Source organism: Streptomyces sp. NRRL S-350 (genome assembly GCF_000719705.1).
Taxonomy (GTDB): Bacteria; Actinomycetota; Actinomycetes; order Streptomycetales; family Streptomycetaceae; genus Kitasatospora.
In genome coordinates this window covers 168,946-186,624 of the sequence record NZ_JOHO01000008.1, presented here as the reverse complement: position 1 = coordinate 186,624, position 17,679 = coordinate 168,946, and the positions used below count along the sequence as shown (strand labels likewise).

Annotated in this window: 17 protein-coding genes and 1 tRNA gene; 8 read left to right on the top strand and 10 right to left on the bottom strand. The window is 73.0% G+C overall.

Translation table 11 applies throughout. The features are described from left to right. Window positions 1-106 precede the first annotated feature (106 nt). From IF30_RS0110910 to IF30_RS0110885, 6 genes are all read right to left on the bottom strand, one after another. Entirely contained in the window at window positions 107-733 is a 627-nt protein-coding gene (locus IF30_RS0110910) for a GNAT family N-acetyltransferase (protein WP_030235500.1), read from the bottom strand. Beyond that, window positions 730-1,248 carry a MogA/MoaB family molybdenum cofactor biosynthesis protein gene (locus IF30_RS0110905; RefSeq protein ID WP_030235497.1) on the bottom strand — a complete coding sequence of 173 codons (519 nt, stop codon included), beginning with the start codon at window positions 1,246-1,248 and terminating at the stop codon, window positions 730-732. Before IF30_RS0110905 ends, IF30_RS0110910 begins: the two co-directional genes overlap by 4 nt. Then, on the bottom strand, window positions 1,245-1,745 hold the full coding sequence (moaC, locus tag IF30_RS0110900) for a cyclic pyranopterin monophosphate synthase MoaC (RefSeq protein WP_030235494.1): 501 nt from the start codon (window positions 1,743-1,745) through the stop codon (window positions 1,245-1,247). The genes IF30_RS0110905 and moaC overlap by 4 nt, the downstream gene beginning before the upstream one ends. Window positions 1,746-1,848: 103 nt before the next feature. Beyond that, complete coding sequence (glp, locus tag IF30_RS0110895) at window positions 1,849-3,210, bottom strand: gephyrin-like molybdotransferase Glp (RefSeq protein WP_051709801.1); 1,362 nt, start codon at window positions 3,208-3,210, stop codon at window positions 1,849-1,851. Between the two features lie 36 nt (window positions 3,211-3,246). Continuing rightward, entirely contained in the window at window positions 3,247-4,167 is a 921-nt protein-coding gene (galU, locus tag IF30_RS0110890) for a UTP--glucose-1-phosphate uridylyltransferase GalU (protein ID WP_030235489.1), read from the bottom strand. Window positions 4,168-4,218: 51 nt separating this feature from the next. Further along, complete coding sequence (locus IF30_RS0110885) at window positions 4,219-5,130, bottom strand: GGDEF domain-containing protein (protein ID WP_051709798.1); 912 nt, start codon at window positions 5,128-5,130, stop codon at window positions 4,219-4,221. Between the two features lie 62 nt (window positions 5,131-5,192). On the opposite strand from IF30_RS0110885, the gene IF30_RS0110880 reads away from it, so the two are divergent. Continuing rightward, a complete protein-coding gene (locus IF30_RS0110880; RefSeq protein WP_030235485.1) occupies window positions 5,193-5,768 on the top strand; it encodes a 5-formyltetrahydrofolate cyclo-ligase in 576 nt (191 codons plus the stop codon). Between the two features lie 81 nt (window positions 5,769-5,849). Here IF30_RS0110880 and IF30_RS0110875 read toward each other — a convergent pair whose 3' ends face one another. After that, complete coding sequence (locus IF30_RS0110875; RefSeq protein WP_030235483.1) at window positions 5,850-8,567, bottom strand: penicillin acylase family protein; 2,718 nt, start codon at window positions 8,565-8,567, stop codon at window positions 5,850-5,852. Between the two features lie 240 nt (window positions 8,568-8,807). On the opposite strand from IF30_RS0110875, the gene IF30_RS0110870 reads away from it, so the two are divergent. The 5 genes from IF30_RS0110870 (at window position 8,808) to mscL (ending at window position 13,637) form a co-directional block, all read left to right on the top strand. Next, window positions 8,808-10,292 (top strand): potassium/proton antiporter, encoded by a 1,485-nt coding sequence (locus IF30_RS0110870; protein WP_030235482.1) that lies wholly within the window; start codon window positions 8,808-8,810, stop codon window positions 10,290-10,292. Between the two features lie 355 nt (window positions 10,293-10,647). Next, complete coding sequence (locus tag IF30_RS0110865; RefSeq protein ID WP_420791133.1) at window positions 10,648-12,009, top strand: MFS transporter; 1,362 nt, start codon at window positions 10,648-10,650, stop codon at window positions 12,007-12,009. A 247-nt stretch (window positions 12,010-12,256) separates the two neighbouring features. Beyond that, complete coding sequence (locus IF30_RS0110860) at window positions 12,257-12,565, top strand: FmdB family zinc ribbon protein (RefSeq protein WP_030235478.1); 309 nt, start codon at window positions 12,257-12,259, stop codon at window positions 12,563-12,565. A 349-nt stretch (window positions 12,566-12,914) separates the two neighbouring features. Continuing rightward, window positions 12,915-13,187 carry a hypothetical protein gene (locus IF30_RS0110855; protein WP_030235476.1) on the top strand — a complete coding sequence of 91 codons (273 nt, stop codon included), beginning with the start codon at window positions 12,915-12,917 and terminating at the stop codon, window positions 13,185-13,187. A gap of 30 nt (window positions 13,188-13,217) precedes the next feature. Further along, window positions 13,218-13,637, top strand: coding sequence for a large conductance mechanosensitive channel protein MscL (mscL, locus tag IF30_RS0110850; RefSeq protein ID WP_030235474.1), 420 nt, complete (start codon window positions 13,218-13,220; stop codon window positions 13,635-13,637). 49 nt (window positions 13,638-13,686) lie between these two features. On the opposite strand, the gene IF30_RS0110845 is transcribed toward mscL, so the two are convergent. Then, entirely contained in the window at window positions 13,687-13,998 is a 312-nt protein-coding gene (locus tag IF30_RS0110845) for a hypothetical protein (protein WP_234322669.1), read from the bottom strand. 172 nt (window positions 13,999-14,170) lie between these two features. Continuing rightward, window positions 14,171-15,142 (bottom strand): sigma-70 family RNA polymerase sigma factor, encoded by a 972-nt coding sequence (locus IF30_RS0110840; protein WP_030235471.1) that lies wholly within the window; start codon window positions 15,140-15,142, stop codon window positions 14,171-14,173. A gap of 420 nt (window positions 15,143-15,562) precedes the next feature. Here IF30_RS0110840 and IF30_RS43415 point away from each other — a divergent pair, with 420 nt between their 5' ends. Together IF30_RS43415 and IF30_RS0110830 are read left to right on the top strand one after the other, a co-directional pair. Beyond that, on the top strand, window positions 15,563-16,537 hold the full coding sequence (locus tag IF30_RS43415) for a phosphatase PAP2 family protein (protein WP_051709795.1): 975 nt from the start codon (window positions 15,563-15,565) through the stop codon (window positions 16,535-16,537). A gap of 42 nt (window positions 16,538-16,579) precedes the next feature. Next, window positions 16,580-17,458: a carbon-nitrogen hydrolase family protein gene (locus IF30_RS0110830; protein ID WP_051709792.1), complete on the top strand. Its 879-nt coding sequence runs from the start codon at window positions 16,580-16,582 to the stop codon at window positions 17,456-17,458. 106 nt (window positions 17,459-17,564) lie between these two features. Here the strand turns inward: IF30_RS0110830 and IF30_RS0110825 are convergent. Continuing rightward, window positions 17,565-17,637 (bottom strand) — tRNA-Arg (locus IF30_RS0110825). Window positions 17,638-17,679: the final 42 nt, after the last annotated feature.

Genomic DNA, 17,679 nt, shown 5'->3' with positions numbered 1-17,679 from the left:
GCGCGGCGTGTCGTGTGATCAAGCTGATTCTCCGACTATTTTGCCGGCATTTGTGGCGGTCCGCCGTCGCGCCGATGCCATATCGATATTTCTTTCGAACATTTATTCAATTACTCGTCTCGCGGCCGGAACTGAGGGCCCGACGGCGCGCCAGCATCCCCTCCGGGACCTCCTCGTCGGTCAGCGCGTAGACCAGGTGGTCGCGCCAGTCGCCGTCGATGTGGAGATAGCGGGGGCGGATTCCCTCCGAGCGGAAGCCCAGCTTTTCCACCACGCGCCGGCTCGGGGCGTTCTCCGGGCGGATGCAGACCTCGATCCGGTGGAGTCCGAGCGTGCGGAAGCAGTAGTTCACCGCGAGTGCCACGGCGGTCGGGATGATGCCCCGGCCGGCCACCGTCTCGTCGACCCAGTACCCGATGTTCGCCGAGCACATCGAGCCCCAGGTGATCCCGCCGACCGTCAACTGGCCCACCAGTCGGCCCTTGTAGAGCACCACGAAGGGCAGCATCCGACCGGCCGCGGCCTCGCCGCGCAGGAAGCGGACCATCTGCCGGTACGTCGGGCGGGGACCGGCGACCTGGCCGGCCGCGCCGGGCGGCACGGTGGCCTCCCAGCGCCGCAGCCAGTCCCGGTTGCGGCGGCTCACCTCCTGCCACTCGCGCTGGTCACGGACCCGGATCGGGCGCAGCGTGACCTCCCCCTCGTGGAGTTCTACCGGCCAGCCGGCGTTCAGTGCGCTCTCCCGGGTGCTGGGGTGTCGGGCCGGGGGTGGTCCCCGCCGCCGAGCTGGTCGACGGCGTGGGCGAGCAGCGGCTCCAGGACGGCCAGGCCGTCCTTGACGCCGCCGGTCGAGCCCGGCAGGTTGACGATCAGGGTACGTCCGGCGAGCCCGGCGAGCCCGCGGGAGAGCGCCGAGGTGGGCACCTTGTCCCGGCCGTACGCGCGGATGGCTTCGGCGATGCCGGGGATCTGCCGGTCGATCACCCGGGCGGTCATCTCGGGGGTGAGGTCCATCGGCGAGATGCCGGTGCCGCCGGTGGTCAGCACGACGTCGTAGCCGGCCGCCACGGCCTCGCGCAGGACGGCCTCCACCGGCTCGCCGTCGGGGACGACCCGGGGGCCGTCGGCGGTGAAGCCCATCGCGGTCAGGCCGGCCACCAGCAGCGGGCCGCCCCGGTCCTCGTAGACCCCGGCCGAGGCCCGGTTGGAGACGGTCACGGCCAGGGCCTTCCCGGCCGGCGCCGTCACGCCTCCACCTCCGGCGCGAACCAGTCGCCGCTCTTGCCGCCGGTCTTGCTGAGCACCCGGACGGACTCGATGGCGGCGGCCTTGTCCACGGCCTTGACCATGTCGATCACGGTCAGCCCGGCGACCGCGACGGCGGTCAGCGCCTCCATCTCGACGCCGGTGCGGTCGGCGGTCCGCACGGTGGCGGTGATCTCGACCGCGTCGTCCGCGACCGCGAGGTCGACCTTGACGCCGGAGACGGCGATCGGGTGGCAGAGCGGCACGAGGTCCGGGGTCTTCTTGGCGCCCATGATCCCGGCGATCCGGGCCACGGCGAGGGCGTCGCCCTTGGGGACGCCCTCGCCGCGCAGCAGCTCGACCACCTTCGGGGAGACCTTCACCCGCCCGGCGGCGACGGCGGTGCGCGCGGTGGTGGCCTTCTCGGAGACGTCGACCATCCGGGCCGCGCCCTGGTCGTCGACGTGGGTGAGGCGGTCGCCGGGGGGAGGTGTCGTCACGGGTAACTCCAGGGGCGCGCAGGTCGAATACCGCGCTACCGTACCCCGCTGTGCCGCGCCGCCCGCCTCCGGGCGCGCTTGGGGCGGCCGGCGCGGCCGACGCTCAGGAGTCGAGGAGGATGACGTCCACCTCGCTGCCGGCGGGCAGTTCGGTGACGTCCTCGGGCACGGTGATCAGGCAGTCGGCCCGGGCCAGCGCGCCGACCAGGTGCGACCCGGCGCCGCCGACCGGCTCGACGGTGCCGTCCGCCGCCGAGTGGCGGCCGCGCAGGAACTGCCGGCGGCCGGCCGGGGAGCGCAGCGCCACCGGGCAGAGCGCGCGGACGACCGGGCGGTGCACGTCGGGGGCGCCGAGCATGGTGCGGATGACCGGCCGGACGAAGAGCTCGAAGGAGATGTAGGCGCTCACCGGGTTGCCGGGCAGGGCGAGCAGCGGCACCCCGGCCCCGTCGCCGATCCGGCCGAAGCCCTGCGGCTTGCCGGGCTGCATCCGCAGCTTGCGGAACTCCACGGCGGCGGCTCCGCCTCGGTCCCCGCCCCCGTAGGACTCGAAGACCTCCTTGACCACGTCGTACGCGCCGACGCTGACGCCGCCGCTGGTGACGATCAGGTCGGCCCGGCCGAGCTGGTCCTCCAGGACGGCGCGCAGCCGGTCGGCGTCGTCCGGGACGGCGCCGACCCGGTAGGCGATGGCGCCGGCCTCCTGGGCGGCGGCGGTGAGGGTGAAGCTGTTGGAGTCGGCGATCTGTCCGGGCCCGACCGGCTCGCCGGGCTGGACGAGTTCGCTGCCGGTGGACAGCACCACGACCCGCGGGCGCGGGCGGACCTTCACGGTGGGCCGGCCGATCGCCGCGAGCAGGCCGAGTTGGGTGGGTCCGAGCCGGGTGCCGGCCTCCAGGACCTTGGTGCCGGCCGCGACGTCGCTGCCGCGGCGGCGGATGTGCGCGCCGTCGGCGACCGGGCGCAGGACGCGGACCTCCTCGTCCGGGACGGGCGCGGTCATCGCGGCGGCGGCCACTCCGGTGCCGGTGCCGCCGTCGGTCCACTCGACCGGGGCGACGGCCCGGGCGCCGGGCGGGACGGGTGCGCCGGTCATGATCCGGGCGGCCTGGCCGGGGCCGACCCGGGGCAGGTCGTCCGCGCCGGCGGCGATGTCGCCGACCACCGAGAGCACCGAGGGGTACGCGTCGGTGGCGCCCTCGGTGTCGGCGGTGCGGACCGCGTAGCCGTCCATCGAGCTGTTGTCGAAGGGCGGCAGGTCGCCCTCGGCGACCACGTCGTCCTCGAGCCGGCAGCCCTGGGCGTCGAGCAGTCGGAGCTCGATCGCGGGCAGCGGGCCGACCCCGGACAGCACGTCGGCGAGGTGCTCCTCCACCGTCCAGAGCCGGGGGGCCGACGGGGCCGGGTCCGCTCCGGCGTCGCAGCAGGCTGCGGGCGTGGTGCTGTGCTCGGTGGACCCGGTCATCGGCGGCTCGCTCTCTCTCGCGGAGTCAGTCCTGCGTCAGTCCTGCATCTCGGAGCCGACGAACTCCCGCAGCCAGGAGCGGAACTCCGGGCCCAGGTCATCGCGTTCGGCGGCCAGTCGGACGATAGCGCGCAGGTAGTCGGCGCGGTCGCCGGTGTCGTAGCGGCGGCCCTTGAAGAGCACGCCGTGCACCTGGCCGCCGGCCTCCGGCTCGCGGGTGGTGAGCTCGCGCAGGGCGTCGGTGAGCTGGATCTCGCCGCCGCGGCCGGGCGGGGTCTCGCGCAGCACGTCGAAGACCAGCGGGTCGAGGACGTAGCGGCCGATGACGGCGTAGTTCGACGGGGCCTCGCCGGGCTCGGGCTTCTCGACCAGGTCGGTCACCTGGAAGACGTCCTCGCCGAAGCCGTTCGCCTTGACGGCGGCGCAGCCGTAGAGGTGGATCTGGGAGGGGTCGACCTCCATGAGGGCGACGACCGAGCCGCCGAGCTCCTGCTGCACCTCGATCATCCGGGCCAGCAGCGGATCGCGCGGGTCGATCAGGTCGTCGCCGAGCAGGACGGCGAAGGGCTGGCCGGCGACGTGCTGCTCGGCGACCGAGACGGCGTGGCCGAGGCCCTTGGGGTCGCCCTGGCGGACGTAGTGCATGTTGGCCAGTTCGACGGACTCCCGGACCCTGGCCAGGCGCTGCTTGTCGCCCTTGCGCGCCAGGAGCTCCTCCAGCTCGTAGGCGCGGTCGAAGTGGTCCTCCAGCGCGCGCTTGTTGCGGCCGGTGACCATCAGTATGTCGGACAGGCCCGCGGAGGAGGCCTCCTCGACGACGTACTGGATCGCCGGCTTGTCGACGACGGGCAGCATCTCCTTCGGGGTGGCCTTGGTCGCCGGGAGGAAGCGGGTGCCCAGTCCGGCCGCGGGTACCACGGCCTTGGTTACCGGAACTCGGGAGTTGCTCGTCGTCATGCGTTTACCTTACTCAGGCACGTTTTCGCCCGACCGCGCGCGTTGGGACGGCTAGGACAGCACGTCGCGGGGCACGGCCACAGTGGCTGGCGTATGGGAAGCGACCGGCTGGGCGAGGGGGTCCCCTCCGGCACAGGGCGACAGACTACCCGGCTTTTCCGAACGGTCACGTTCGGCAGTCGGGCCGTCCTCGGTGCCGGAATCGGCCGACGCGCGGAGCCCGGTGGCGGGACGGTCGCGGGGCGGCGCCGAGGTCCGCGAGCAGTCGCCGCCGGCCGCCCGGGCCTCGGCGAGCGCCGTGTCGGCGGCGCGCAGCAGGACGGCGGCGTGGGTGCCGTCGTCGGGCAGGACGGCGATGCCGACGGCGGCGGTGAGGCCGTTGCCGTGGGCCGGGCGGGGGGCGCGGGTGCCGGAGGACCAGTCGAGCAGCAGGTGCCGGCGGACGGACCAGACCAGCCGTTCGGCGACCTGCGCGGCGCCCTCGGCGCCGGTGTCGGGCAGCACCACGAGGAACTCCTCGCCGCTGTACCGGCCGAGGGTGTCGGCCCGGCGGATCTCCATCGCGAGGCGCTGGGCGAGGTCGCGCAGTATCGTGCCGGCCCGGCCGCGGCCGTGCTCGGCGACGACCGCGTCGAAACCGGCGATCGCCAGCATCAGCACCGCGAGCGGGCGGGGGCCGTCCGCCTGGTCGGTGTGCTCGGCGCGGCGGGCCCGTTCGATCTCCCGGTCGAGGGTGAGCTGCAGGTGGCGGTAGTTCCACACGCCGGTGAGCGGGTCGCAGGAGGCGGTGCGCTCCAGTTCGGCGCAGCGCTCCTCCAGTTCGGCGGCCCGGGCGCGCAGCCGCGCGGCCACGGCGGCGGCCGCGGCCCGCTCCCGCCGTCCCCGCAGGCCGAGGGCGGCGGCGCCGGCCAGCGCGGGGGCGCTGAGCGCGGCCAGGGCCTGGACCAGCAGCGGGGTGGACAATCGGGGCGCCCTTTCGCGTGGCAGGCTCTGCGCGTCGGCGGTCTGGAGACGTGGAGGATCCGGTGCACAACGAGAAGAGCGACCTGAGGACACGGCTGTTGACGCAGCGGCGCGCGCTCTCCGCCACGGAGCGCGCGGAGGCGGCGCTCGCGCTGGCCGGGCACGCCGGGGAGCTGGCCGGCCCGGGCGTCACGGTGGCCGCGTACGTCTCGGTGGGGGCCGAGCCGGGGACGCGGCCCCTGCTGGAGGCGCTGCGGGCGCGCGGGGTGCGGGTGCTGCTGCCGGTGCTGCTGGCGGACAACGACCTGGACTGGGCGCAGTACGGGGGGCCGGAGTCCCTGGCCCCGGCCGGGCGGGGGCTGCTGGAGCCGGCCGGCCCGCGACTCGGGCCGGAGGCGGTGACCGAGGCCTCGGTGGTGCTGCTGCCGGGCCTGGCGGTGGACCGCGGCGGAGCGCGGCTGGGCCGCGGCGGCGGCAGCTACGACCGGGTGCTGGCCCGGCTGGGGCGGGCGGGCGCGCGGCCGGTGCTGGCGGTGCTGCTGTACGAGCACGAGCTGCTGGACCGGGTGCCGGCCGAGCCGCACGACCTGCCGGTGGACCTGGCGGTCACGCCGTCGGGGGTGCGGCGGCTGGGGTGACGCGGACGGGGCGGGAGGCGAACGGCGGCGGCCCCGCTCCCTCGGGGAAGGGAGCGGGGCCGCCGGACGGTGGAGCGGGGGTCAGCCGGTGGTGAGCACCAGCCTGTGCTTGGTGGCCTTCTCGACCGCGTCCGGCGTGTAGGCCCAGGTCAGCAGTTTGCCCTTGAGCCAGAGGTCGGTCTGGTCGTTGTAGTTGTCGTGGAAGGCGTGGCCGGAGGCGCCGCCGACGTTGACCCAGCGCGAGGAGTCGAGGTCGTTGAGGTCGACCACCATGCGCATCGACGGGATCCAGTCCACCTCGTAGCCGGCCGCCGCGTTCCAGCCCGCCGCGTCGACGGCCGCCGAGCCGCCGGAGAGGCGGTACGGGCCGCGGTTGAGCAGCTTGTGGAGCGCGCCGGAGGCGATCGACGAGTTGTCGGTGCCCAGGGTCTGCTCACGCAGCTCCAGCTTGTGCAGTCGGCCCCAGCTCCAGGTGGAGATGTCCTTGCTGAGCAGCGAGGTGAGTTCCTGGCGGGCGTTCTTCATCGCCTCCTTGAGGAGGTTGTCCAGGCCCTTCTGGACGGTGTGCTGGGAGTCGATGTACGTCCACCAGGAGCTGTCGGGCTTGTCCAGCTGCTGGCGCACCACCTCGGTCCAGCGGTCCCCGCCGTCCGGCTGGGCCTTGCCCGGGTCGCGGGTGCCGCACTCGGTGACGATCCTGGTGGTGCTGTCGGGCCTGGTCGGGTCGTCCTGCTGGCGGACCAGCAGGCAGTTGTCCTTGGCCCGCAGGTCGGCCGGGAACTTCTGGCCGAAGGCGAGGGTGAGCAGCTGGCGCCAGACGCCGTTGTAGTAGGCGGCGGCGGCGGAATCGGCGTCCTGGTGGTAGTTCCAGTCCTTGAGCAGGTCCTGGGCCTGGCGCACGTAGGGGTCGTCGATCTGCTGCTTGAGCAGCAGCGGGACCAGCGTCTTGGCCATGATGCTGGTGTTGTCCAGCTGCAGGGTCTGCATGTCGTCCGGCGAGATCTTGCCGTTGTTCTTGAGCAGGCCCTCGATCTGGTCGGTGATCTCCTTGGCGCGGGTGCCGTACTCCCAGTCCTTGGTCAGGCTGTACTTGTAACTCGGGTCGACCACGGCCTGGTTGGCGGTGACGATGTAGCCGGAGGACGGGTCGAGGCTCCACGGCATGGCGTTGAAGGGGATCGGGTCCTTCCACTGGTACGCGGAGTCCCAGCCCAGGGCGGGGTAGGTGCCGTCGCCCTTGCCGCGGACCGGGACGGTGCCCGGGGCCTGGTAGCCGATGTGCTTGGCGTCGGCGTACAGCAGGTTCTGCGCGGGGACGGAGAAGTCCTTGGCGGCGGACCGGAACTCGTCCCAGTTCCTGGCCTTGTCCAGCTCGAAGACGGCGTCCATGGTCTTGCCGGGGCTCAGGGCCGTCCACTGCAGGGCGACGCCGTAGCCGCCGGTGCCGCGGTCCGGCGCCGAGGTGCCGTTGGGGGCGTACCTGCCGACGTTCTGCTGCTCGCTGCTCTGGTCGGAGATGAGCGGGGCGCCGGTCTGGGTGGTGCGCACGGTGATGGTGCGGTCCTGGCCGCCGGCGACCTTGATGGTCTCCTTGCGCAGGTCGAACTTCACGTCCTTGCCGTCCACCTGGTAGGTGTCCGGGCCGGTGACCTTCTCCAGGAAGAGGTCGGTGACGTCGGCGCCGAGGTTGGTGAAGCCCCAGGCGACGTCCTTGTTGTGGCCGATCACCACGCCGGGCATGCCCGCGAAGGTGAAGCCGGAGACGTCGAACTGGCAGGCCTGGGAGGCGGTCCGGCAGTGCAGGCCCATCTGGTACCAGACGGAGGGCAGGCCGGGGCCGAGGTGCGGGTCGTTGGCCAGCAGCGGCTTGCCGGTCGTGGTGTGCGTCCCCGCCACCGCCCACGAGTTGGAGCCGATGCCCTGGCCGGGGCGGCCGAGCAGCTGCGGCATCCCGTCGATGCGGTCGGTGAGGCCCTGCAGCATCGCCTTGGTGGTGGCCGCGCCCTGGGCGGTGGCGGTGCCGTTCCCGGGGCCGGACTGCGGGGAGCCGTCGGCGGGGCGGTAGGTGTCGCCGCTGACGGTGCCGGTCTTCACGATGGTGCCGTTGCGGGAGTACGGGTAGTCCGGGTACAGCTCGGCGATCTTGTCCGGGCTGAAGTCCTGGGCCAGCAGCGAGCGGTCGATCTCCTCCTGGAGGTTCCCGGAGAGGTTCCAGGCCATCGCCTTGAGCCAGGCCACGGAGTCGACCGGGCTCCACTGCTCGGGCTGGTAGCCGCTGTTGACGGCGCCGAGCAGCGCGTACTCCAGCGAGGCCTTCTCACCGCCGGGGTGCTCGGCGAGCCAGGCGTTCACGCCGTCCGAGTAGGCCTGCAGGTACTTCTTGGTCTCCGGCGACAGCTTGGTGTCGTACTCCTTCTGCGCCACCTGCCGCCAGCCCATGGTGCGGATGAAGGTGTCGGTGTCGACCTGGCCGTCGCCGAACATCTCGGAGAGCCGGCCGGCGGTGATGTGCCGGCGGACGTCCATCTCCCAGAAGCGGTCCTGCGCCTGGACGTAGCCCTGGGCGCGGAACAGGTCCTCGGGGGTGTCGGCGTACAGCTGCGGGATGCCGTTGGCGTCCCGCTTCACGTCGACCGGCGCGCTCAGGCCCGCCACCTTGACGCTGCCGTCCACCTCCGGGAAGGAGGCGCGGACCGCGGAGACCCCGCGGTAGCCGCCGTAGCCGACGCCGGCCACCAGCAGCACGACCAGCACGATCACGAACAGACGGGCGCGCCGGAACTTCTTCGAGCGGGGCATCTGGGTCCTTGCGGTCCTGACTTCGGGGCGGGCGGGCGTGTCCAGGGCCTGCGGCCGTGGCAGGGCACCACATTAGGCCGAGTCCGGCGGGCACCGTGAACGGGGGACCAAGCTAAAGATATGGCAAAATGTTAGACTGCGTAACGATCCGCAAGAGGAGCATTGACGCCTTCTTAACGGGTCGGCCCCACAGCACCACCAGACACCCCGTCCGCCCTTGCCTGCCCGAGGTGCCCCTGCGTGAACGTCGCCCATCTGAACCAGCTCCTGCTCGAAGCCTCCGTGATCCTGCTCTTCGCGGTGGTCGCCGTCCGGATCTCCACCCGATCAGGGCTGCCCAGCCTGCTGATCTACCTGGGGATCGGCGTGGCGCTGGGCCAGAACGGCATCGGTGTCTCCTTCAACAACGCCGAGCTCACCCAGGTGATCGGCTACGCGGCGCTCGTGGTGATCCTGGCCGAGGGCGGCCTCAAGACGAGCTGGCGCGAGATCGGACCGGTGGTGCCGGCGGCCACCGTGCTCGCCACCGTCGGCGTCGGGGTCAGCGTGTTCGCCACCGCGGCCGGCGCCCACTGGCTCGTCGGCCTGGACTGGCGGACCTCACTGCTGCTCGGCGCCATAGTCTCCTCGACCGACGCGGCCGCCGTCTTCTCCGTGCTGCGGATGGTCCCGCTGCCGCACCGGCTCACCGGACTGCTGGAGGCCGAGTCCGGCTTCAACGACGCGCCCGTCGTCATCCTGGTCGTCGCCTTCGCCACCGCCGGGGAGCTGGACCCCTGGTACGTCCTGATCGGCACCATCCTCGCCGAGCTGGCGATCGGCGCCGCGGTCGGCTTCGCCGTCGGCAAGCTCGGCGCCTACGGGATCAAGCACGTCGCACTGCCCTCCTCCGGCCTCTACCCGATCGCCGTGATGGCGCTCACCGTGCTCGCCTACGCGGGCGGCGCGCTGCTGCACGGCTCCGGCTTCCTCGCCGTCTACATCAGCGCGGTGATCCTCGGGAACTCCAAGCTGCCGCACGGGCCCGCCGTCCGCGGCTTCGCCGACGGGCTGGCGTGGATCGGGCAGATCGGCATGTTCGTGCTGCTCGGTCTGCTCTGCACGCCCGCGACCATGGGCTCCGCGGTGGTGCCCGCGCTCGTGATCGGCGCCGTGCTGGTCTTCGTGGCCCGGCCCCTGTCAGTGGTGGCCTCACTGACCCCGTTCAAGGTGCCGCCGCGCGAGCAGGCACTGCTGAGTTGGGCCGGGCTGCGCGGGGCGGTGCCCATCGTGCTCGCCACCATCCCGGTGGTGTCTGGAGCGCACCGGGCGGCGGACGTCTTCAACATCGTCTTCATCCTGGTCGTCACCTTCACCCTGCTCCAGGGACCGACCCTGCCGTGGGTGGCCAAGCGGCTGCGGATCGGCGAGGGCGCGATGGGCCAGGACCTCGGCATCGAATCCGCACCCCTGGAGAAGCTGCACGGGCACCTGCTCTCGGTCGCGCTCTCCCCCACCTCCCGGATGTCCGGCGTGGAGGTGGGCGAACTCCGCCTGCCCAAGGGCGCGGCGGTCACCCTGGTCGTGCGCGAGGGCAACTCCTTCGTGCCGGACAAGGCGACGGTGCTGCGCGGCGGGGACGAGCTGCTCGTGGTCACCACGGACGAGGTCGGCGAGGCGGCGGAGCGCCGGCTGCGGGCCGTCGACAAGGGCGGCAAGCTCGCGGGGTGGCTCCACGGGCGGTGAGCCGGGCGATGAGCCGGGCGCAGCCGGGAGCGGGGCTTCGGGCGGGAGCGGGGGGCGGGCTCCGGGCGGGGAGCGGGGTTCGCGGTTCGGCGGGGCGTCGAAAAGGGGTGGACTGGCGGAATCTACGCGCGTAACTGTATGCTGGTTCGACTACGCCGTATAACCACCGCTAGACCACCCCAGCATCTGCCTGACGCAGAGTTGGCGCGACCGCTCGGCGGCCGCGGTCCGTCCCCGGCAACCACACCGGGCCGACCCGGTATCTACCCCGGTCGACGCGCGAGAGGACGACTCTCGGCGCCGTCGGGGCCACCCCATGCCCTGCCGCGCTACCAGGCAGCAGGAAGGACCGACCGTGACGGCCCGCCGAACGGTCGACACCTCCGCGGACATCGCGGACACCACCGCAGCCCAGGCCCCCGCCCGCGTCGGGTACGGCGAACTGCTGCGCACCCCCGGGGCCTGGACCTTCCTGTCCCCCGCCCTCGTCGCCCGACTGCCGTACGCGATGCTCAGCATGGGCATCCTGCTGCTCGTCACCCAGACCCACGGCTCGTACGGCACCGCCGGCACCGTCACCGCCGTCGCCGCTGTCGCCCAGGCCCTGATCGGGCCGCAGACCGGGCGGCTCGCCGACCGCTACGGGCAGGCCGCGGTGCTCGTCCCGGCCGTCCTGGTGCACGGCGCCTCGGTCGGCGTGCTGATCGCCCTGGCACTCGGCCACGCACCGGCCTGGACGCTGTTCCTGGCCGCCGTCCCGGCCGGCGCGAGCGTGCCGCAGATCGGCGCGATGGTCCGGGCCCGCTGGGTGGCCCGGTTCACCGCCGACGGCCCGTCCGACGCCTCGGCGGCCCGGGTGAGCACCGCCTTCGCCTTCGAGTCCGTGACGGACGAGTTCACCTTCGTGATCGGCCCCATCCTGGCCTCGGGCATCGCCGCCCTCGCCAACCCGGCGGCCGCCCTGGTCGCCGAGGCCGCGCTCACCCTCGTCGGCGGCCTCGCCTTCGCCGCCCAGCGACGCACCGCCCCCGCCCGGATCCTGCCCCAGCCCGGCGCCAGGCGCGCCTCGGCCCTCGCCTCCCCCGGCGTCCGCCTGCTCGCCGGGACCTTCCTCGGCGTCGGCGCGGTGTTCGGCGGCATGCAGGTGTCGGTGAACGCCTTCGCCGACTCGGTCGGGCAGCACGACGCCGGCGGCACCGTGTACGGGATCTTCGCGGGCGGCTCGATGCTGGCCGGCGTCCTGTACGGCGTGATCGCCTGGCGGCGGCCCGTCCAGCAGCGGATGCTGATGAGCTACGCGCTGCTGGTGCTGGGCTGCTCGACGCTGTGGGCGATGCCGAACCTCGTCGCGCTCACCGTCGCCGGACTGGTCTGCGGCCTGGCCATCGCGCCCACCCTGATCAGCGGCTACACCCTGGTCGAGACGCTGGTCGCGGACGGCGCCAAGACGGAGGCCTTCACCTGGCTGACCGGCGCCATCGGGCTCGGCCTGGCGGTCGGCTCGATGGCGGCGGGCAAGCTCATCGACGGGCACGGGCCCTCGACCGGGTTCCTGGTGCCGGTGATCGGGGCCGGCCTAGGACTGCTCGCGCTGTTCACGCTGCGGCACCTGCTGGTGGCGCCGGAGACCGGGGGCGACCGGATCGCCGCGGGCCCGGCCGCCGGCTCCGCGCAGCGCGGGGGCGCCGGTCAGCTGGTGGGCGCGGCCAAGGGCTGAGCGCGGCGCCGCCGGGCGGACCCGGGTGGACCGGTCGGCCCGGGCAGCGGGGCGGCTCGTCCGACCTGTGGCGGCCTGCGGCGGCCCGTGGCGGCCCGTGCGCCGGGACGGTCGGGGCGGTCGGCGGCGGAGCGGAATCGCCCGGGCGGGCCGATCTCACACCTGAGTCGCTGGACTGATCCAGCGGAATGCCGCATCATTGACCATCGTTAGCACTCATCAGGCGAGAGTGCCAGGAGGAAGACAAGTGCCCACGTACCAGTACCAGTGCACCGAGTGCGGCAACGGCCTGGAGGCGGTGCAGAAGTTCACCGACGAGGCGCTGACCACGTGCCCCGACTGCCAGGGACGGCTCCGCAAGGTCTTCTCGGCCGTGGGTGTCGTGTTCAAGGGTTCGGGTTTCTACCGGACCGACAGCCGCTCGTCCTCCACCAGCTCGGTGAGCTCCGGCTCGTCGTCGACCACCTCGACGTCGACCACTTCGTCGACCCCCTCGCCCGCCACGTCGGGCACCGGGTCCTCGACCTCGTCCAGCCCGGCTCCGGCCGCGAGCTGACGCGGGCGCCGGATCCGACCGGACGCCCAGCAGACCTCGGAAAGGCCCGTCGGCCCCGCTCACACGCGGGGGCGGCGGGCCTTTCCGCGTCCCCCCGCCTTTCGCCGAGTTCCCCGCCTACCGCCGGTTTCCCCGTCCGCCGCCGCGCTCCCCGCCCTGTCGCCGGTTTCCGGCGGTCGCCGTCACCTCGGACGGGGCTCTCCCACTCGCGCGAGTGTACGAAGTTATCCACAGGGGCGGGTTTTCCACAGGCTGGGGAAAGTGCCTTTCCAGGGTCGGCAGGAGCGCTCATCGTGGGGTTCGGCCGGGCCACCGGGGCCGGCCGACCGACCGATCCGGAGGTGCGTCCATGACGACCGTGAGCTTCTCCGTCCCGCTGCCCGCGCCGACCGTGCCGCCCCGGCAGGAGCTGCCGATCTTCCCGCCGATCCGGCGCGGGTGCGGCGGGTGGCACCGCTGGCGCAGCGCGGTGCGGCGGCGGGCCGGGGTGCCCGTACTGGTCCTGCTCGCGGTGGCCGCGGCGCTCGCGCTCGGGCCCGCGCGGGCCGGGCTGCCGCCGCCCGCCGACGGCCTGCTGGGCCGGACGGGTTGTCAGTCCGGAGCCGCGGAAGATCACCCGTAACCGGGCGACGACTTCGTCGTTCGAGGCGGCATGAAGGGCTTCAAGGAATTCCTGCTGCGTGGAAATGTCGTCGAACTCGCTGTCGCCGTCGTCATCGGCGCGGCATTCACCAACATCGTCAACGCCTTCGTCAAGGGCGTGATCAACCCGATCGTCGGCGTGTTCGGAACGAAGGACCTGGCCTCCTACAGCTCCTGCCTCAAGGGGCCGTGCGAGGTGGGCCCGGCCGGTGAGGTCGCGTCCGGGATCCTCATCCTGTGGGGGTCGGTGCTGAGTGCCGCCCTGCAGTTCCTGATCACCGCGGCGGTCGTCTACTTCGCTCTGATCGTGCCCATGAACAGGTTGGCGGCCCGCCGCAAGTCCGACGCCGAGGTGGCGGCGGAGGCCGAGGCCAAGGAGGTCCAACTGCTCACCGAGATCCGCGACGCGCTCGTCTCACCGATCCGCTGACCGTCCCCGTTCCCGTTCCCGTTTCCCACCCTGTTCGCGGTCCGCTGCCTCAGCCCCCGTGGTGCGGCGGGCGCTGGCTCAGGTACCAGTCCAGCCCCCGCCCACCGCCCGCCCCGGGCCGGTCGCCCCAACCGGCATCGGTGTCGTCCCGGGACTGCTCGTCCAACGGGTCGCGGAAGACCAGCCGGGCCTTGACCGCGGCATCCTTCCGCGGGCCCTGGGTCGGCGCCTCGGCCGGGTTCTGCTGCCCCTGCTGCCCCTGCTCGCGCACCTCGCTCCGCCCCTGCCTCTGCCCCTGCCCCTGCCCCTGCCCTGCTGACTGCCCCTGTCGCGCCGACTGTTCCTGTCGCTGCTCGCTCACCGCGTCCACTCCCCGTCCTCGCTCGCCTCGTCCTGCCCCTCCAGCCTAAGAGCCCCGTGGCACGCCTCCGGCCCCGGCGCGGAACGCTCCGTACCGGGGCCCGGATGAGGGCTCGGGCCCTGCGCCGACCGGGACGTCCGCGGGCTCCCCGGCAGCCTGCCGGGGTGGTCCGTCAGGCGGCCTCGAAGCCCGCGTGGTCGGCGATCTTCTTCAGCTCGGCCAGCGCGTGCTTCTCGATCTGGCGGATCCGCTCGCGGGTGAGGCCGTGCTGCTTGCCCACCTCGGTGAGGGTGCGCTCGCGACCGTCCTCCATCCCGTAGCGGGAGCGGATGATCGAGGCCGTACGGTCGTCCAACCGCCCGATCAGGCCGTCCAGTTCCTCCCGGCGCAGCATCACCATCACGGCGTCCTCGGGGGACGTCGCCCCGGTGTCCTCGACCAGGTCGCCGAACTGGGTCTCGCCCTCGTCGTCCACCGACATGTTGAGGCTGACCGGGTCGCGCGCCCAGTCCAGCACGTCCTTGATCCGGGCCTCGGTGGTGTCCAACTCGGCCGCGATCTCGGCCGGCTCGGCCTCGCGGCCCAGCTCCTTGGACTTCTCGCGCTGCACCCGCCGGATCCGGCCCAGCTCCTCCACCAGGTGCACGGGCAGCCGGATGGTGCGCGACTGGTCGGCGATGGACCGGGTGATCGCCTGCCGGATCCACCACGTCGCGTACGTGGAGAACTTGAAGCCCTTGGCGTAGTCGAACTTCTCGACGGCGCGCACCAGGCCCGCGTTGCCCTCCTGGATGAGGTCCAGCAGCGGGAGGCCGCTGCGCGGGTAGCGGCGGGCGACCGCGACCACCAGGCGGAGGTTGGAGCGGATGAAGACGTCCTTGGCGCGCTCCGCGTCCGCGGCTATCGTCTCCAGCTCCTCGCGCGTGACACCGCTGGGGAGTTGCCCCTCCTCCAGCAGGTGCTGGGCGTACACGCCGGCCTCGATCCGCAGGGAGAGCTCAACCTCCTCGGCGGCATCGAGCAGGGGCGTCCTGGCGATCTCGTCGAGGTACATGCCGACCAGGTCGCGGTCGGCCTCAAGGTTGGTCGGGCGGGCCGCGCGAGTCCGGTCGGCCCTGTCGCGAACGACGGCACGGGTGGCCATGCTTGCTCCCTTTGCTGATGTTGCCGAGGTCTGCCTGCCTGCCATGAGGGCAAGAAGTGCGGGCCCGTCGGGCTCACACGTAACGATCCAACGAACAGAATCCGGACAACATTCCCAAGTCACTCCGATTCTTCCCGGCGATGCAGTATGCTGCCGGATTTCACTCCGAGCTTGGACGTTCGGTGACCGACCGAACACCTTCCGCGCCCGGGTCCGACCGCTCGGGGAGGGATTCCTTCACTCGACCCACACGCGACCGTCGCCCACTCGTTGAACCGGCGAACGGCCGCCGGCGTTCCCGCACGCCCCCGTTTCCGCCCGCGCCCACACCCCGGCGCACGCAGGACCTCCCTACAAACGATGCCAAATCGCTATCGTCCCCGCTCCTCAACGGCACGGGACACTGGGAAGGTGTCAGCCATGCACCTGACCAACCGCACGAACTCCGTCACTGCGCGTCACCGCAGTCTCCTTCGGGATGCCGCGCTCGCGGTGGGCTGTGCCGCGCTGTTCGGCGTCCTGGCGGCTCTGGTGACAAGCCACTGGCGGCCGCTCGAGCGCTTCGACCAGGAGTGGGTCGGCGAACTGCACACCTACGCCCGGGGGCACCGGATCTGGACCGCCGCCGTGCAGACGCTCTCCGACATCGGCGGCACCGTCACGATGCGTGCGCTCCTCGGACTCGCAGCCGCCTGGCTCTGGTTGATCGGCGCGCGGGTGCTGGCCGGGTGGGTGGCCGCCCAGGCCCTGGTCGGCTGGGGCGCCCAGTGGGCGCTGAAGCTGGCCTTCGACCGTCGCCGACCGGCTTTCACCGACCCGGTCTCGCACGCCGGCGGCCCGGCCTTCCCCTCCGGGCACGCGATGACGTCGGCGATCACCTGCGCCGTGCTGGTCGGCCTGCTCTGGTACCGGGTCCACCGCCGCGGCCGGACCGCCGCCTGCGTGGTGGCGGCGGCGACCGTCCTCACCATCGGCTGGACCCGGATCGCCCTCGGAGTGCACTGGCCCAGCGACGTGCCGGCCGGCTGGCTGGCCGCCGGGGTGGTGCTCGGCACCGTCACCGCCGTGATCGAGCTGTGGCGCCCCGGCGCACTGGCCCGCGACGTCCGACGGGTCAACTGGCGCACCAGGCCGCGGGTCCAGCGGGTCATCGTGCCTTCGGTGCGGCCGCCCCGCACCGCCGACCCACTCGACGACGACGCCCCGGGCAACGACGATCCCAGGAACGACGCCGCGGGCAACGACGCCCCGGGCAGCGACGCCCCCGGGAACGACGCGCTGGGAGATGCCGCACCGGGCGGCGACGCCCGGGGAAGCGGTGCGGCCCGCGGCGACGCACGGCGTGACGGCGCGCCGCGTGGCGCTGCCGATCGGCCGGACCGGGCCGCCAGCTGAGGCCACCTCACCGGTCCGGAACCCTCCGCTAGCGTGACGGCCATGTCCACCGAACCTGCTCCCGCCTCCGCCACCCCCGCCGGATACCCCGCGCAGCCACTGCGCATCGCCACCGTCCAGGCCCAGGCCGTGCCGGGCGACATACCCGCCAACGTCGCGCAGGCCGCCGGGTTGATCCGCGAGGCCGCGCAGGCCGGTGCCCGCCTGGTGCTGTTCGCCGAGAAGTTCCTCTCCGGCTACGAGCCCGAGCTGATCCGCGCCGACCCGCTCAAGTGCGCCGTCCAGCCCGGTGATCCACGCCTCGCCCCGATCGCCGACGCCTGCCGCGACACCGGTACCGCCGCCATCGTCGGCGCCGCCGTACAGGACGGCGCCGACCTGCGGGTCTCCGCCCTCGTCTTCGGCCCGGACGGCAGCTTCACCACCCGGTACGACAAGCAGTACCTGTTCAAGAGCGAACGGGACTACTACCGCCCCGGAACGGCCGGTTGCACCGTGGAACTGGACGGCTGGCGGCTCGGCCTCGGCGTCTGCTACGACTCCGGCTTCCCCGAGCACGCCCGTGCCGCCGCACTCGACGGCTGCCACGCCTACCTGGTCGGCGCGCTGTTCAGCCGGGGCCACGGCTTCCACGAGTCCCGCACCTGGTTCCCCGCCCGCGCGCTCGACAACACCCTCTACACGGTGCTCGCCAACCACGTCGGCCACACCGGCGGCTGGCACACCTGCGGCGCCAGCGCGGTCTGGGGCCCGGACGGCCACCTGATCGCCGAGGCGGGCGAGGACCTGCGCGAACTCGTCGTCACCGACCTCGATCCAGGTGTCCTGCGCACCGCCCGCGAGACCGAGACCCTGCTCGCCGACCTCGCCCTCACCACCGGCCGCCCGGCGGAGCGGCGCACCCGCGTCACGCTGGCCTGACCGGCGCGCGAGAGGCGGAACGAGTCGGCGGCCGCAGCCGTCCGGAAAAGGGGCAGGCCCCCCGGCCCGGAGTGGGCGGGGGGCCTGCGACCTGCGTTCCGCGTCGTGCCCCAGGCAGGATTCGAACCTGCGACACCGGCTTTAGGAGAGCCGTGCTCTATCCCCTGAGCTACTGAGGCGTGGCCAGGCTGCGGCGAGGCCGTTCACAGCGTACCGGATCG

What these genes read in the sequence shown, in the direction of transcription:
- glp (WP_051709801.1), bottom strand. Translation starts at nt 3,210, where the DNA reads ATGACCGGGTCCACCGAGCACAGCACCACGCCCGCAGCCTGCTGCGAC.
- galU (WP_030235489.1), bottom strand. Translation starts at nt 4,167, where the DNA reads ATGACGACGAGCAACTCCCGAGTTCCGGTAACCAAGGCCGTGGTACCC.
- IF30_RS0110875 (WP_030235483.1), bottom strand. Translation starts at nt 8,567, where the DNA reads ATGCCCCGCTCGAAGAAGTTCCGGCGCGCCCGTCTGTTCGTGATCGTG.
- IF30_RS0110855 (WP_030235476.1), top strand. Translation starts at nt 12,915, where the DNA reads ATGACGACCGTGAGCTTCTCCGTCCCGCTGCCCGCGCCGACCGTGCCG.
- mscL (WP_030235474.1), top strand. Translation starts at nt 13,218, where the DNA reads ATGAAGGGCTTCAAGGAATTCCTGCTGCGTGGAAATGTCGTCGAACTC.
- IF30_RS0110840 (WP_030235471.1), bottom strand. Translation starts at nt 15,142, where the DNA reads ATGGCCACCCGTGCCGTCGTTCGCGACAGGGCCGACCGGACTCGCGCG.
- IF30_RS43415 (WP_051709795.1), top strand. Translation starts at nt 15,563, where the DNA reads ATGCACCTGACCAACCGCACGAACTCCGTCACTGCGCGTCACCGCAGT.
- IF30_RS0110830 (WP_051709792.1), top strand. Translation starts at nt 16,580, where the DNA reads ATGTCCACCGAACCTGCTCCCGCCTCCGCCACCCCCGCCGGATACCCC.